Source organism: Neobacillus sp. DY30 (genome assembly GCF_030123065.1).
Taxonomy (GTDB): domain Bacteria; phylum Bacillota; class Bacilli; order Bacillales; family Cytobacillaceae; genus Neobacillus.
This window is the reverse complement of sequence record NZ_CP126093.1, coordinates 4,512,775-4,527,128: the sequence shown is the minus strand read 5'-3', so window position 1 is coordinate 4,527,128 and position 14,354 is coordinate 4,512,775. Positions and strand designations below refer to the sequence as shown.

Sequence of the window (14,354 nt, the reverse complement as noted above, 5' to 3'; positions counted from 1 at the left end):
CCTAAAACCTGCAGACAATTGCAGGTTTTTGTTGTACTCATTTTACAAAGTCTTTCGTCATATGATTTATATGATGGAAGGAGGAAGAAATATGGAGGTTAGAGTCCGAGAGGGTGACTCATTTGCGTATTATGAACGATTATTTATGGTTCCACTTGAACTTATTATCGATTCTAACGAGCACATCAACCCGTCTAATCTGAAAGCTGGTACAAAAATAATGATACCAGGCTATGTTTCCGTTCCATACACCATAAAAGAGGAAGATACATTATGGAAAATTGGAAAGGCGAAAAATCTATCCATCGACGCTATGATGATTCTAAACCAAATGCAAAATCCCAATCAATTAGTACCCGGGGACACCCTATATTTACCTGAACGTATAACCCAGCTTCATGTTAGTTCGAAACTGCCATATGGTTCTGGAATATTAACGAAGCAAATTAAAATATTAAAAAAGTTTTATCCGTTTATCAGTGTAAATACAATCGGGACTAGTGTTCTAGGTAATCAAATTCAAGAAATAAGAGTAGGAAAGGGAAAGAAGAAAGTTCATATGAACGCTTCTTTTCATGCGAATGAATGGATTACAACCATGGTTTTAATGAATCTTGTTAATCAATACCTAGTTTCTTTAACAAATCGAAGCCCGCTTAGAGGGATGTATACCAATAATCTATATAATGAAACTGAATTATCCATTGTTCCAATGGTAAATCCGGACGGGGTAGATCTCGTATTGAATGGACCGCCAACAAGCAGTCGCCAAGAGGTAATGAAGATCAATGAAGGATGCGAGGAATTTGTTCATTGGAAAGCAAATATAAGAGGAGTAGACTTAAATAATCAGTTTCCAGCAAATTGGGAGATTGAGCAGGAAAGGAAGATACCAAAGTTTCCTGCACCTAGAGATTATCCGGGCAAGTCTTCTTTATCAGAAGCAGAAGCAATAGCAATGGTTGAGTTGATAAAAAACAATCAATTTGATCGAATTCTGGCCTTTCATACTCAAGGAGAGGAGTTTTACTGGGGGTATGAAGGTTTCGAACCACCCGAATCTGAAATCTTAGCAAGAGAATTCGAAAGAGTGAGTGGATACAAGGCGATTCAAAATGTGGATAGTCATGCGGGATTTAAGGATTGGTACATCCAGGAATATAAACGACCGGGCTTCACAATTGAATTGGGGAGAGGTATAAACCCATTGCCTCTTTCACAATTTCATGACATTCTCAAAAAGGTTGAGGGAATATTTCTTGCCTCACTTTATTTGTAAATAGTTAAGCTGCACATCTTGTAAAATGATTACAATGACATTAAAATAAATTGTTGTGCTGGTATTTGTTAATAAGAAAAAAGTCGTAGATACACGACTTTTTTCTTATTTCTAGAATGTTCTGTAATTATTGAAACATTTCTGTAAAATTAACGTACTAATTAATAGGATGAAAATTGGAGGGAGGGGGAAGATGAGCCTTAATAAATGTAATATAATCATAAAAAATATGTTTCAAATCTTATGTTTGCTCGTTGTTGCCTCCATTTTTAGTGCTTGTGCCCATCAAGAAGATGCGAAGCCCGGTCCTTCTGAAGATCATGACAAGCAAAATGACCCTCCATCTCAACCTGAAGTTACATGGAAACTGCCAATTGAAATACCAGAAGGTGAATTTTACAAAGTAGGCGGCTGGTATTCTGACCATCATTTACTTTATATTACAAATCTAGAACAATCTTCGTCTGTGTATCTTTATAATCTTCTAACAGGCAATAGTGAATTACTTTATAAGAGTGAAGTTCCTATTGTCGGTATACAGGCAAGTCCATCAAAAAAGAATATACTTATTCAATCATCTCCTTCTACGTATGAAGGACAAGTTACCATCCTATCTTCTGAGGGCTCAGTCATCTATACACAATCGATTCCATCCTATGAATTAGCCTTCGAATGGAACCCATTTAACGAGTCTCAAATTCTAATCTCATCCTTTAATGAAGATTGGACATTTCAAATGCTGCTCTTAGACATAGAACAAAGAAGAACAACGGAACTCACACTTCCGCAGCCATTTATTAAATGGATAGGAAATGAAGAGGTTGCCTATTTAAACTGGAATGAAGACAGCCCTTCTCTTGTTGCACCACTTATTTCAAAAAATTTAAGTACTGACACGGAGGAGGAAATAGCTAATAATGTCCTTCAATTCGCAACTTATAATGACATTTTAATGACTGTTTCCATTAAGGATGAAGAACAGTTGCAAGCTTCTTATAGTTTTTATGATAAGAATAAAAAGGAACTAAATTCGTTTTCGATACCTCATTTATCCATGTTTTCTGGATGGTTGGTTCCATACAATGACTTAAATGCAGGGAAGAGAGAATTTATTACCCTTAAGCCGCTTAAAAGCGCAGAGGCGGATGCTTACAGGGAAGGGTTTGAGCTTGTAAGCTTTGATATGAATAACGGCAACAGTAAAGTCATATTGGATAACCTAAAAAATGAACCAATACTGTTGTCCCCTTCGGGTAACGCTGTACTGTATGGTAATCGATTCGAAGTAATCATTGATTTAAAAACAAAAGAATTAAGAAAGCTTGTAGTAAAATAAAAAAAGACTGCCGGTTGGCAGTCTTTCAATTTTTCAATTTAGTGTGTACCAGTAGGAAAACCACTTTCAATAACGGTCATAATTGCAAACCAGCCAAAAACAGCCAATGTGCCTATTGCAAAAAATGCTCCTAATAAATTTTTATTTTTTAGGGCAGTGAATGCACCATAAGCGGCAAGTAATGCTACTAAAACAAAAATTATAACTAATCCCATTAATAAAGCCCCCTTTATTAGATAATACTTGGTTCCCAGCCCAACACAATGCTAAGAGTTATGTAAGAATATTATATACATTCGTTTCTTATTTTATATTCTTTTTAATCATTTGTCGAGGGCTAAAAAGTTAGCAATACAGCTTATATAGTGTAAAATAATAGTAATGTAAAAATAGTTGGAGGTATGTAAGAAATGAAATGGTCCCAAATCCCGTTAGGAGTATTACAAACAAATTGTTACGTCGTGGAAAGTCCTGACAAAACCTGTTTAATTTTTGATCCAGGGAGTGAAGGGAAAAAGCTGATCAAATGGCTATCAAAGAGAGAATTAAATCCAATAGCAATATTTTTAACACATGCACATTTCGACCATATCGGCGCTGTTGATGAAATAAGAGACTATTATAAAATTCCGGTTTATATTCATGAAGAGGAAGAAGATTGGCTGATAGATCCAGCTTTAAATGGTTCAAAGTTTTTTCAAATGCAAGAGTTAATGAAAATGAAGAAAGCTGACTACATCCTCAAAAAAGAGGAATCGGTAACCATTGGTAATTTCACGTTTTCTATCTATGAGACTCCTGGCCATTCTCCTGGCAGTGTGTCGTATTACTTTGAGAAAGAAGGATTTGTCGTTTCAGGGGACGCGTTATTTAAAAATAGCATTGGCAGAACAGACCTGCCAGGTGGTAACCATAAACTCCTAATGAAGAGTATTCATGAAAAGCTTTTGTTTTTACCAGAAGAAACTACCGTTTTATCAGGTCATGGACCAATAACAACAATAGGGGAAGAAATGGATAGCAATCCATTCTTAAATGGGTTCTAATATCAAAAGCGGGAGTCCCTAAGCACTGGAATTAGAAATTATAGTATACATAAGAAAAACCCTTCTCGTATGGAGGAGGGTTTTTCTGGGATGTTCTTTTCATTATAAAAAAACTGGGAGGGGATATCGTTAAGCTACTAAGCTTACAATATAATAAAGTTTTCACTATGTCAATGGTGTAAATTCAGTTACAGTTAAAGGAGTTTTTATGATTACTTACTTAAAGAGTTTAATTTCAAACTCGCCAGCGAATTTAATTTCTTATGCAGAATACATAGAAGCAGTCCTCTACCATCCTGAATATGGTTACTATATGAAAGCAAAACAGAAAATTGGCAGACAAGGGGATTTTATCACTACAAGTAATATTTCCGATATTTATGGTCGAATTACCGCTAAATGGTTTGCAAGTGTTTGTAAGGAGCATAATCTTGAACCAAATTTTTGTGAGATTGGTGCTGGGAATGGACGTTTCGCTTACGCTTTTTTAAAGGAATGGGAGAGTTCAATCGGGACCCCAATCCAGTACATGATTGTAGAAAGCAGTCCCTATCATTTGAAATTACAAAACGAAGTCATTCCTTCTCACCATAATGTAATCCAGGTAAACAACCTGTGTGAACTAGGGAGTTTTAATGGGATGGTTTTTTCCAATGAATTATTTGACGCTTTGCCGGTCCATGTCATTGAGAAAGAGAACGGTAAATTATACGAGGTTATGGTAGGCATAAAAAATGAAACCTTACACGAAGAGAAAGTTTTATTATCCAATCCATCTATCATCTCCTTCTTAGAAGAAAGTATGCTGGATCTTAAAGAGAAACAGCGTATAGAAGTGCCTTTGTCAATGGAAAAGATGATACAAGATATCTCCAAGGTGTTAAAGAAGGGAATTGTACTGACCGCGGATTATGGGTATACCAATGAAGAATGGAAACATCCTTCAAGAACAAAGGGAAGTTTAAGAGGTTATTATCAGCATCAAATGATTGATGATGTCTTGGAGCATCCTGGGGAAATGGATATTACGACACACATCCATTTTGATTGGCTAATTAAAAAGGGGAAAGAAGTTGAGTTGGAATTTCATTCAAAGCTGCGGCAGGATGAGTTTTTATTAAAAGCAGAAATTTTAAAGGAATTAAAGGATCATTACGACCCCAATCCTTTTTCAGAGGTCAGCAAACGAAACCGTGCGATCAGGAGTTTAATTATGCCATCTGGAATAAGTTCTTTTTTTCATCTGATCATTCAACAAAAAGGCATGCAGGATACGAATCTTTTTGCAGAAGAAAAATAAAAAACACCGGAAGAACTCCGGTGCTTTTTATTTGTTGATTAACTTCTTAATGTCCTCCAAGTCCACCAAGCGGCATCATAAATGTCGTCCAATAAGTGAAGCCTGCGAAGAATACGGTCAAATACGCTCCGAAAACATACATATACATACGTTCCGAAAGTTTAAGATAGCTTAACAAAACAAAAAATCCAGTTTGGGCTAGGAATAGCATTGCGGTTTTATCCATATCTCCTAGATAGAACATCACAGTAAAAATACCCGTCCAGAAACCCAAAACTCTGAACATGCGATCCATATGTATCCCTCCTTTTCCCCTACGGTACCATCATGCAATATTATAAAGAAAAGGAGTTCAAAAGTAAATAAAGTTTCAAATTAGTTTGTAACGAGTGCTTGGTAAGAGCAAGTTTCACAACCTGAGATAATATTTTCCTTCTCAATTAACTGCACTGATTCAAATAAAGCTTCAAACATTCCTTTTAGAAATTCATGGTGCATAGCACAAACACTTTCATGTTCCTCTGCTACCTCTTTAAAAGGACAATTGTAGATTTGGAAGTAGATTTTAGTATGATCACCATTAGCTTCAAATTCCGGATAAAACCCAGCTAATGTTGCCGCACTTTTTAATATTGTTAACTTTTCATCAAAATCTATTTCTTCCCCAAAAGATCTTTTGGCTATTTCTTGTTCAATGACTTCCGTACCAAACCGTTTCCCAGTTAAATATAGAGCTTGTTTACCAGCTTCACCCAGTGTCAGCATAGTAGAGATAGCTACTTTGGAAAGCAGCATATAATCTCGAAATGGAAAGTGCAATTGAATGACATCTTCTGATAAACGGTATAACCTGCTTGGTCTGCCGCCTTTACCGGTCTTTTTAGTTTCTGATGCTAACATGTTAACATCCTCAAGCTTAGATAAGTGTAATCTTGCAACGTTCGGATGGATATTAAAATTCTCTGCAACCTCTTGTACTGTTACTTCTTGATGACGTTTCGTAATGTATTGATAGATGTAGTACCTGGTTGGATCTGATAAAACATTTGTTATCTTTAATGTTTGTTCCATCTCTGTTCACCTCGAACCCCCATAATTTAACCCAATTATAATACAGCTATTTAAACATGGGAATGAGGTTAACAATGTTAACACTATATGTTTAGAAAATGTTCACAATTACCAAATGGTTAGATAACTTGTGTTATACAAAGATTAAACAATACCTATACAGGTTGTTTGTCAAGAGTTGTTTTTCGGTAGTTTTATGTATCAAAATAACAAAAATATTTTTCAAAAAAGAAGGTTTATAGAGGAAAAGCTTGAAAGGTGTCGAATAAGAACAGAGACAAAAGAAAAGGTGGTGTTATTTATTGTAAGTGCTATCGAAATACTAGCAAATAGGATTATAACAGATGCAGCTAGAAACCAAGCAACAGATATACACATTGTTCCCAGGAAAAAAGACACACTCATTCAAATCCGCTTAACAAACAAACTTATTCCCCGGTTGTCACTTCCAAAAGATGAATGCGACAGATTAATTTCACATTTTAAATTTACAGCAAATATGGATATCGGAGAGCGGAGACGACCTCAAAGTGGTGCTATTTTTTGTGAGGTGGACGGAAAACTAATGGGTCTTAGACTTTCAACTCTTCCTTCTAACAACCGAGAAAGTCTCGTGATTAGACTTTTGCCCCAGCAAGAACAGATTCCCTTTCATCAACTCTCACTTTTTCCTGGTATGACCAGAAAATTACTTGCTCTCCTAAAACATGCGCATGGCTTAATTATTTTTACTGGTCCAACTAGTAGGGAAATTAGGGATAACCAATAAAAAAATAATAGCGATTCATTTCTGAACCGCAATTTTAACGATATATTCCGCATATTTTTTTATTGCTTCAATCGTTGGTTTGTTGATTTCAACGACCTTTATTTGTGCTATTTTCTCCATCTCGCCTCACCTCAAAGTTATTATATTAAGGTTATTTCGATTGTTAAGCAGACCGAGAAAATAAATCATATGAAATAATTTCCATCACTTAGGGTCTGTATGGCAGACCATTGATTCCGTAGTAATACATAATAAAATCACCATTTTACAGTTGAAAACCATCTTCAATTACATATTGCTGAAAAATGACTTTTAGGGAATTACGGGAATAGGAAACCATTAACAGTGAGGTTTGCCTATGATTTCTATGTGTGAAAACACGAATATTTTTGATGATATTTTGAAGCGTTTATTCAATCCGAAAAATCTGAATAATGGGGATTTTTGATTTTCGAGAGGCTACCTTGACTTGGTCCTGCGAACTAGAGGTCTTTTTAAAAATAGACCTAGGGGGGTAAAAATAGCACATCACTGAACCCATTTGCTCGTATCACTGTTGATTCAAAATAGAAAAGGTGTACCCAAATTAAGGCACACCTACTGAACCCAAGCACCGTTATCCTGTTGATTAAAGTAATCATTCAGTTGTCGTTTGATTGTTGGATTGATTATCGGTTCTTCCTTCCGTATGCAATCACACATTCCAAACTCTCTGCCAATCTCACGAATGATTCTTGCTTGTACTTTGCTACGTTCTTTCTTCATTTCCATGGCAGTGTATCCTAATGCGTACAGTGATAATAATTCCCGTTGTTCCGCTTCAGTCCACAGGTTGTTGAATGCCATTTCGATTGCTCTTGCGGTTGTATCTGATACACGTTCCCTGCGGATTACTTTACCTGCTTCGTTTTTCACACAATCAAAATAATAATGTTTAACAATCCGTTTGTGAAACGTTGGCAAGATTTCCCCAGTATCAGGGTCACACTTCCGTTTAATCCATATTTCCTTGCCATCACGATTTATTATCGGATTCTCAATCCATATTGGAATTTCCATTGGTTCAACTATGATTCCGTTATCCTTCAAGAATGCCATGTAGTTTTTCACAGTCCCCCGAGAATCCGTTCCCCATAATCCGAGGCGGTTTGCTTGTAAAGCAATTTCGTCCTGTACAGGTACAATTTTCTGCTCAATGATGGATTTAAGTATGAATTTCATTAGTTCGATATTTTTCCCACCAATGTCACACCCAAGGATTTCAAAAAACTCCGTATCTGCTTTTTGTTGTTCCGTTTGTTCCTTAGGGTCAAGGATGTATGTGATATGTCTGCCACGTTTCCCAAAGCGTACATTATGTTCTTTTTCAAGTTCGCCTAAATAATATTCCTTGTTCCGCCTAAAGGTTGCTTCTTTAATGCCACCAAACAATTGTTCACATAGTTCAACAGCAATGTATTCTTGTATCATATTATCCTCCATATGTTTTTAGTGCTGACTGAACTGCTCAACTTATATGATTATAGTAATAAAGTGGTAATCACACTCAGCACTAATCGGTTTGATAATATCTATTGTATTGTGAAAAATCCGAAACGTAGGTAATGGCATAAAAAGGAAATTAATATATTTTGATTATATGAACAACGGACAAGCCCCTGGCAGGCACTTCGCTCGGCACTCGCTCAGGCATGGGTCGCAAGCAACTTGCTTGCTCCCTTAACTTCGCTACGCTCAGTTGCGGTTGTTTGTGTGTTTTTTATTGATATAACCTTTAAAAATTTCAATCACCAAACCCAAGGAATCATATCAGCATTTAACGATATTTAATTTTTAATAGGATTACATAGACCCTATGTAGAATTGATACTAAACACGTTTAATCTCGCAATTTTCCGAAGTTGGAAATATATTGTCAGCAATTTTGTAGTCAACGATAATGTTGATGTAACAGTTAATTATGGGAGATGATTACATGAAAGAATATCCGTTGGATATTATGGTTGAAATGTTAGTTGAGCACTTCGAGATTAACACCATTGAAAATGAATACTTTCGTATGAACACATTAAAGAACCTTATTGATTTTGGTTTGCTTGAAGATATTCCGCTTTTAGCAAAGGAGATAAAGCGGCAGCGAGGTGAAATACTGCTTGAACCGATGAAGACAATTAATGAAGAAGCAGTGAAACAATTAGAACTGTGGTTAGAGTTTGTTTAACAGGAGTGGATTACATGAGTGCTGATATGACGAGAACTGGTATTAGGATTTTGAATGAATTGTTTTTTAATCCAGAAAAACAAGACGAATGGTTAGCGATGGAGTCAATGCGGCTGCAATTTGATGTGGGATTGTATAATGACGTAGACCATGTTTTAAAAGTCATCGAGGAAGAAGAAGCATATGCACTTTTACCGAAAATTTTTGAATTAATGAAGACAGAAATGGCCGAGGAAATTGCTGATTTAAAATGGGGAACAACTGATTTCGATTGAATTTTGAATATAAATAGGGCATGTTCGGTTGCGGAGCAACCGATCATGCCACACGGGGAGGGAATCGAATGAAAGAAAAAGTCATTTACAAGAAACGTATTTTCGTTGAACTGGTACGACTACATCATAATTTCTTGCACACTAAACGGAACAAGCAAAAGGAAGGGTATCAAATTTATATTTTTGAAGAAACTCCCGAGCTGCTTGAAGATTTGAAAATGCTAGAGAAGAAAAAGCATGAAACGATTATATGAATGTGTAAAAACGATACTGCTTGGGATATGTGCGATAATCCTATTGTTTTCAATGCCAGTTATGGTGTTCTATCATGCCTTGCCAAAAGACCCTGAAATTGAAAAATGGATTCCATATATCAAAGAAAAAGCAGAAAAACGTGCGGAAGCAATTCATGAATGGCAGAAAAAAGAATAGCAGACTAATGGATATGAACATTTGTTTATATCCTTTTTTTATTGGCAGGAAATTAGTCCCATATGTCGAATATTGGTAGTGGGAGGTGAAAATATGCGTTATAGCAGTGGAGAAAGTTGGTATGATACTGCTCAGGTTTGTTTAAACGGTCATGTATTCAATTCTACTTCCATTAGACATCCAAAACCGAATCAAAAATTTTGTAGTGTGTGTGGATTAGACATTATTTCCAAATGTACGGATTGTGGCGGAAATATTCAAGGAAAGTTGCACACACCTGGTGTTACGGTGGTTGGCAGATGGAATCCCCCAAGTTATTGCCATCACTGTGGTAAACCACACCCATGGATTGCGGAAAAATTGAATGCAGCAAAGGAATTGACAGAATTACTTGACGAATTAACCCCTGAGGAGCAGGAACAACTAAAAATGTCGCTTGATGATTTAGTCAAAGACGGACCTAGAACAGTTGTAGCACAATCACGATTTAAACGAATATTAAGTAAGACAGGTCCTGAGATTGCTACAGGTTTTAAAGATATATTGGTTGATGTTGTAAGCGAATCCGTTAAAAAAGCAATATGGGGTCAATAAGAATTGAGAGGTGAATATCATGGAAAACAAAGATGTGGCTGTAGCGCAAATTGTCAGTGCGATTATTGCTAAACCAGATGTTTATGTTGGTGCCGATACAAAAAATGGAGTGTATGTACATATTAAAAAATCAGATGAAATGCTTAAAGATTATCGGTCAACATTAAAACTGGAAGATTTAGTTAAAATAGTTAAAGACGCATTGTAATGATTTAAAGGCATTCTTTTGGGAATGCTTTTATTTTGTCCAAAAAATCCCAATAGGTGACATGTGTGCCAACAGATGCCTACATGGTCCTCTCTTTCTTCATGTGTTTTTTCTTCGGTACGGGCGGGGATTAGTGTATTAGAACAGTATAACAGTGTTACACTACACTTTCATTTTTGAATATTAATATTCAACGAATGAATGTTCGTATGCTGTTTACCGTTAATAAAAATAACGGTAAATTTTTTATGCAATCAATATCAGGAAATATTATGCGGAAATTATCAAAAACCCATTAGAATCAACAATGTATAAAAGAATGTATGATTGATAATTTTTCGTAATTTAGAAACGTTGGTCCTTTCACATCTCAATATTACATAACTGCATATAGATTATATTTTACGCAGTTATGTTCTAATACCATATTCACTTTTTGCATAAATGGGATTGTCAAGAGTTGCTATGAAAATATAAAAATAAAAGGGTCTCACGAAACGCAAGACCCTTTTGGCTGATTATTTCCATTTGATTTCTAATTTCGGTTCAGAATCCTGTTTTCCGTATGTCCATGTAATTCGGTCAATAATATAATGCAAACTTCGGTTTACCTCCTCATCGGTCAATCCTTCGCCATCGAGGCATACCCATTTCCCGAGCAGATAATCAACACGCTTTAGTATTTCCGATAAATCGGATAATTTGTCTTGTGGCGATTCCGATTCAACCTTTGCTAATTCGAGGTTTAATTGTTCCAGTTGTTCCATTCGTTTTGCTTTACGTTCACGATATTGCTGAAGGGAGATTTCCGATTCCTCAAATAAGATTTCGATATTATCGAGCGCCTGTGTAACTTTGCGGATTTCTTTTTCCAATTGCTTTTTCTTGTATTCTATTTCTTTGCTATTATCGTTTTCGCCTACGTCTACAATCGAATCTAGAATTTCCTGTCGTTTATCTCCTATCCATTCCTTGATTTGCTTTAGTATCGGTTCATATAGAAAAGCACGATTTTTACAATTGCCACAGATTTTCAAATAATATTTATCAATATGTGGGTGATATTGTGCCCCTTGAACTTTTCCGCAGTTGCCACAAAATATCAATTTTGTCGTAGGGTATATTTTGTTTTTGCTCCTCGGTGCAGAAAACCGATATGTGTTTACAATCGTATTTGCTTTTTCCCAAATTTCTTCGTCAATGATGGCTGGGTGAACATTTTCAACAATTATCCATTCATTCTTTGGGCGCTCACCGTCATGGTGTCCAATTATTCGATTATTAACGATTGTACCTTTGTAGGCGTAATTGTTTACAATTCTCTCAATAGCATTGAAATGAAACTTACGACCGCTCCTTGTTTTAATACCCATACCATTAAGTTCGTGATACACGTCTGAAACGGTCTTGCCATTGACGATTGCATTAAATATGAATCGTACATGCTCCGCCTTATCATTCGGTTCTAATTTTTTGGTTTTTGGATTTTTATCATATCCCAATGGAGGAATACCGTTCACCCAATGACCGAGTGTACTGGCATATCGTTTGCCTCGTTGCATACGTTTAAGAATTTGTTTGTATTCTTGGGATGCCACGAGTGATTGTATCCCCAGCAGTAATGAATCTTCATCTTTTGAAGGGTCATATGTTTTTGTAGGCGTAACAATAAAGGTGCCAGACATAAACAATTCTTTTTTAATATCGGAAGAATCATATTCATTTCTTGATAGACGGTCTATGTCCATCACAACTACAGCGTCATAATGATAATCTTTAATTCGTTCAAGCAATTCGACCATTTTCTGACGTTTTTCAATCGTTTTGCTCGAGGCGATTTCTTCAAAGGTTTCAAACGACCATTTATTTTGTTTGCAAAGTTCGGTTAATGTGTGCCTGTGACTTGCCAACATTTCATCAATGCCTCTGTTTTCTTCATCTCGTGATAATCGTAAGTAAATTGCAACGTGCTTGATTTCTCTCATAATAAAAACACACCTCTTTTGTATTTCCGCCTACGCCACGTATTATATTGTGAAGAATTCAAATGTTAAGCGGGTGGACGAAAAAACTTATTAGAAATTTAATGTGTTTTGATTATAAGACGAAGTTATCCCTAAACTCAGGTCCAACTGGCTCAGGCAAAACAACCACTTTATACTCCCTTTTAAATGAAACCGCACATCTTTTCCATCGAAATGTGATTACACTTGAAGACCCCATCGAAAAAAACTACGATTCTGTTTTACAAATACAAGTGAATGAAAAAGCGGGTGTGACATACGCGGCAGGTTTAAAGGCGATTCTTCGTCATGATCCCGACATTATTATGGTGGGGGAGATCCGTGACGCGGAAACAGCGAAAATTGCAGTGCGAGCAGCGTTGACGGGGCATTTAGTACTCTCCACAATGCATACCAGGGACGCAAAGGGGGCTGTATATCGTCTCCGTGAGTTTGGTGTAAATTGGTTAGAGGTAGAACAGACTTTAATTGCCGTAACTGCACAGCGATTAGTAGAGTTAACATGTCCCTATTGTAAAGGAGAATGTTCACCCTTTTGTTATTCCTATGGAAGATGGAAAAGAGCGAGTGTTTTTGAACTGCTATCAGGGAGAAACCTTAATGCTGCAATGAAAGAAGCCAGAGGAGAAAATATTATTTCACGGTACACGACCGTAAGGGAAGTAATCAAAAAAGGGATTGCACTTGGGTATATTAAAGAGTCCGAATATGAACGCTTGGTGTACGAGCATGAAGCGCACTAAATGGTCTATTAATGAGCAGGCTCTCTTATTAAAACGGATTGGAGAATTATTGGCCCGGGGATATCCAATTGCAGAAGCAATTGAAAGCTTATCTTTGCATTTACCTAAGAATCGAAAGGAGGAGCTTTATCAATGTTTAATTGATTTGAGAAATGGGGTGTCTTTTCACGATGTTCTAGATAAATTAAGGTTTCACAAAGACTTAATTGGTTACGTATATTTTGCGGAACAGCATGGCAGCTTTGCAGAAGCTCTCTTGGAAGGAAGTAATCTGGCATTAGTAAAGGAGAAAGATAGGAATAAGTTATTAAAACTACTGCAGTACCCGGCATTGCTTTTCTCTATTACAGGCATTTTGTTTTTGTTTGTGCAACAATCATTGCTGCCTAAATTTACAGGTATCTTTTCCTCTATGGGTCTTGAAGCAAATTTCTTTATGAAAGTACTTTATTCCTTTGATGAATACTTTCCATTCGTAATGCTTGTATTTCTTACATTGCTGGCATTAGGAGCAATTTATTATGTTTTTGTATTTCGAAAAACCTCCGTCCTGCAGCAGCGCTCACAGCTCGTAAAAATACCAATAGCAGGAAGAATTCTTCGATTATTGTTTACCCATTATTTTGCAGTCCAACTCAGCTTCCTTCTAGCAGGTGGAATCTCCGTGTTAGAAGCCTTACTTTTATTTGAAAAGAATAATAGTCAGCCATTTTATAGCAGGCTGGGCTCGGACATTAAGCAGAAGCTGTTAACTGGTGAGAAACTGGAGTCTATTTTATCTTCCTTTCCGTTCTTTGAACGAGAATTCCCAATGATCATAAAACATGGACAAGAAAATGGAAAATTGGAACAAGAATTACTACTTTTTAGCCAGCATTGTGTGGTGAACATGGAAGAAAGAATCGAAAAGAGTTTAAAGATGATACAGCCTGTTCTCTATCTTTTTATTGGGTTTCTCGTTGTATCTATGTACCTGGCAATACTACTTCCTATGTTCCAATTATTAGATGGAATATAGACAGCCAAAACACGAAAAAAAATATACTAAAATGGAGG

The 14,354-nt window shown here is 36.3% G+C and carries 17 protein-coding genes and 1 pseudogene; 13 read left to right on the top strand and 5 right to left on the bottom strand.

Features of this window, described 5'->3' with window-relative positions; translation table 11 throughout:
* Positions 1–91 precede the first annotated feature (91 nt).
* Both QNH29_RS22375 and QNH29_RS22370 read left to right on the top strand, forming a co-directional pair.
* Positions 92–1,279 (top strand): M14 family metallopeptidase, encoded by a 1,188-nt coding sequence (locus QNH29_RS22375; RefSeq protein WP_283861508.1) that lies wholly within the window; start codon positions 92–94, stop codon positions 1,277–1,279.
* 193 nt (positions 1,280–1,472) lie between these two features.
* The gene (locus tag QNH29_RS22370; RefSeq protein ID WP_283861507.1) at positions 1,473–2,615 is read left to right on the top strand and encodes a YqgU-like beta propeller domain-containing protein; all 1,143 of its coding nucleotides are present in this window, start codon (positions 1,473–1,475) and stop codon (positions 2,613–2,615) included.
* Between the two features lie 38 nt (positions 2,616–2,653).
* Here the strand turns inward: QNH29_RS22370 and QNH29_RS22365 are convergent, their stop codons facing one another.
* Positions 2,654–2,830, bottom strand: a complete 177-nt coding sequence (locus QNH29_RS22365; RefSeq protein ID WP_283861506.1) for a DUF2759 domain-containing protein — start codon at positions 2,828–2,830, stop codon at positions 2,654–2,656.
* Between the two features lie 195 nt (positions 2,831–3,025).
* Between QNH29_RS22365 and QNH29_RS22360 the strand changes: the two genes are divergently transcribed.
* Together QNH29_RS22360 and QNH29_RS22355 are read left to right on the top strand one after the other, a co-directional pair.
* Positions 3,026–3,661 (top strand): MBL fold metallo-hydrolase, encoded by a 636-nt coding sequence (locus tag QNH29_RS22360; protein ID WP_283861505.1) that lies wholly within the window; start codon positions 3,026–3,028, stop codon positions 3,659–3,661.
* Between the two features lie 208 nt (positions 3,662–3,869).
* Complete coding sequence (locus tag QNH29_RS22355) at positions 3,870–4,961, top strand: class I SAM-dependent methyltransferase (protein ID WP_283861504.1); 1,092 nt, start codon at positions 3,870–3,872, stop codon at positions 4,959–4,961.
* A gap of 46 nt (positions 4,962–5,007) precedes the next feature.
* On the opposite strand, the gene QNH29_RS22350 is transcribed toward QNH29_RS22355, so the two are convergent.
* Together QNH29_RS22350 and QNH29_RS22345 are read right to left on the bottom strand one after the other, a co-directional pair.
* The gene (locus tag QNH29_RS22350) at positions 5,008–5,256 is read right to left on the bottom strand and encodes a DUF2626 domain-containing protein (RefSeq protein WP_283861503.1); all 249 of its coding nucleotides are present in this window, start codon (positions 5,254–5,256) and stop codon (positions 5,008–5,010) included.
* A gap of 80 nt (positions 5,257–5,336) precedes the next feature.
* Positions 5,337–6,032 carry a helix-turn-helix transcriptional regulator gene (locus tag QNH29_RS22345; RefSeq protein WP_283861502.1) on the bottom strand — a complete coding sequence of 232 codons (696 nt, stop codon included), beginning with the start codon at positions 6,030–6,032 and terminating at the stop codon, positions 5,337–5,339.
* A 196-nt stretch (positions 6,033–6,228) separates the two neighbouring features.
* Here QNH29_RS22345 and QNH29_RS22340 point away from each other — a divergent pair, with 196 nt between their 5' ends.
* On the top strand, positions 6,229–6,801 hold the full coding sequence (locus QNH29_RS22340; RefSeq protein ID WP_283861501.1) for an ATPase, T2SS/T4P/T4SS family: 573 nt from the start codon (positions 6,229–6,231) through the stop codon (positions 6,799–6,801).
* Between the two features lie 597 nt (positions 6,802–7,398).
* Here the strand turns inward: QNH29_RS22340 and QNH29_RS22335 are convergent.
* Positions 7,399–8,271 carry a hypothetical protein gene (locus QNH29_RS22335; RefSeq protein WP_283861500.1) on the bottom strand — a complete coding sequence of 291 codons (873 nt, stop codon included), beginning with the start codon at positions 8,269–8,271 and terminating at the stop codon, positions 7,399–7,401.
* Positions 8,272–8,776: 505 nt separating this feature from the next.
* Here QNH29_RS22335 and QNH29_RS22330 point away from each other — a divergent pair.
* From QNH29_RS22330 to QNH29_RS22305, 6 genes are all read left to right on the top strand, one after another.
* Positions 8,777–9,022, top strand: coding sequence for a hypothetical protein (locus QNH29_RS22330; RefSeq protein ID WP_283861499.1), 246 nt, complete (start codon positions 8,777–8,779; stop codon positions 9,020–9,022).
* Positions 9,023–9,036: 14 nt separating this feature from the next.
* A complete protein-coding gene (locus QNH29_RS22325) occupies positions 9,037–9,297 on the top strand; it encodes a hypothetical protein (protein WP_283861498.1) in 261 nt (86 codons plus the stop codon).
* 68 nt (positions 9,298–9,365) lie between these two features.
* Entirely contained in the window at positions 9,366–9,551 is a 186-nt protein-coding gene (locus tag QNH29_RS22320; RefSeq protein WP_283861497.1) for a hypothetical protein, read from the top strand.
* On the top strand, positions 9,535–9,729 hold the full coding sequence (locus QNH29_RS22315) for a hypothetical protein (protein WP_283861496.1): 195 nt from the start codon (positions 9,535–9,537) through the stop codon (positions 9,727–9,729). The genes QNH29_RS22320 and QNH29_RS22315 overlap by 17 nt, the downstream gene beginning before the upstream one ends.
* 93 nt (positions 9,730–9,822) lie before the next feature.
* Positions 9,823–10,323: a DUF2321 domain-containing protein gene (locus QNH29_RS22310; RefSeq protein WP_283861495.1), complete on the top strand. Its 501-nt coding sequence runs from the start codon at positions 9,823–9,825 to the stop codon at positions 10,321–10,323.
* 19 nt (positions 10,324–10,342) lie between these two features.
* A complete protein-coding gene (locus QNH29_RS22305; protein ID WP_283861494.1) occupies positions 10,343–10,531 on the top strand; it encodes a hypothetical protein in 189 nt (62 codons plus the stop codon).
* Between the two features lie 518 nt (positions 10,532–11,049).
* Here the strand turns inward: QNH29_RS22305 and QNH29_RS22300 are convergent.
* A complete protein-coding gene (locus QNH29_RS22300; RefSeq protein WP_283861493.1) occupies positions 11,050–12,516 on the bottom strand; it encodes a recombinase family protein in 1,467 nt (488 codons plus the stop codon).
* A 53-nt stretch (positions 12,517–12,569) separates the two neighbouring features.
* Between QNH29_RS22300 and QNH29_RS22295 the strand changes: the two are divergent.
* Together QNH29_RS22295 and comGB are read left to right on the top strand one after the other, a co-directional pair.
* Positions 12,570–13,298 (top strand): annotated as a pseudogene (locus tag QNH29_RS22295) (ATPase, T2SS/T4P/T4SS family); the annotation flags it as partial.
* Positions 13,285–14,316 (top strand): competence type IV pilus assembly protein ComGB, encoded by a 1,032-nt coding sequence (comGB, locus tag QNH29_RS22290; protein WP_283861492.1) that lies wholly within the window; start codon positions 13,285–13,287, stop codon positions 14,314–14,316. The pseudogene QNH29_RS22295 and the gene comGB, both read left to right, overlap by 14 nt.
* The last annotated feature ends 38 nt before the right edge of the window (positions 14,317–14,354 follow it).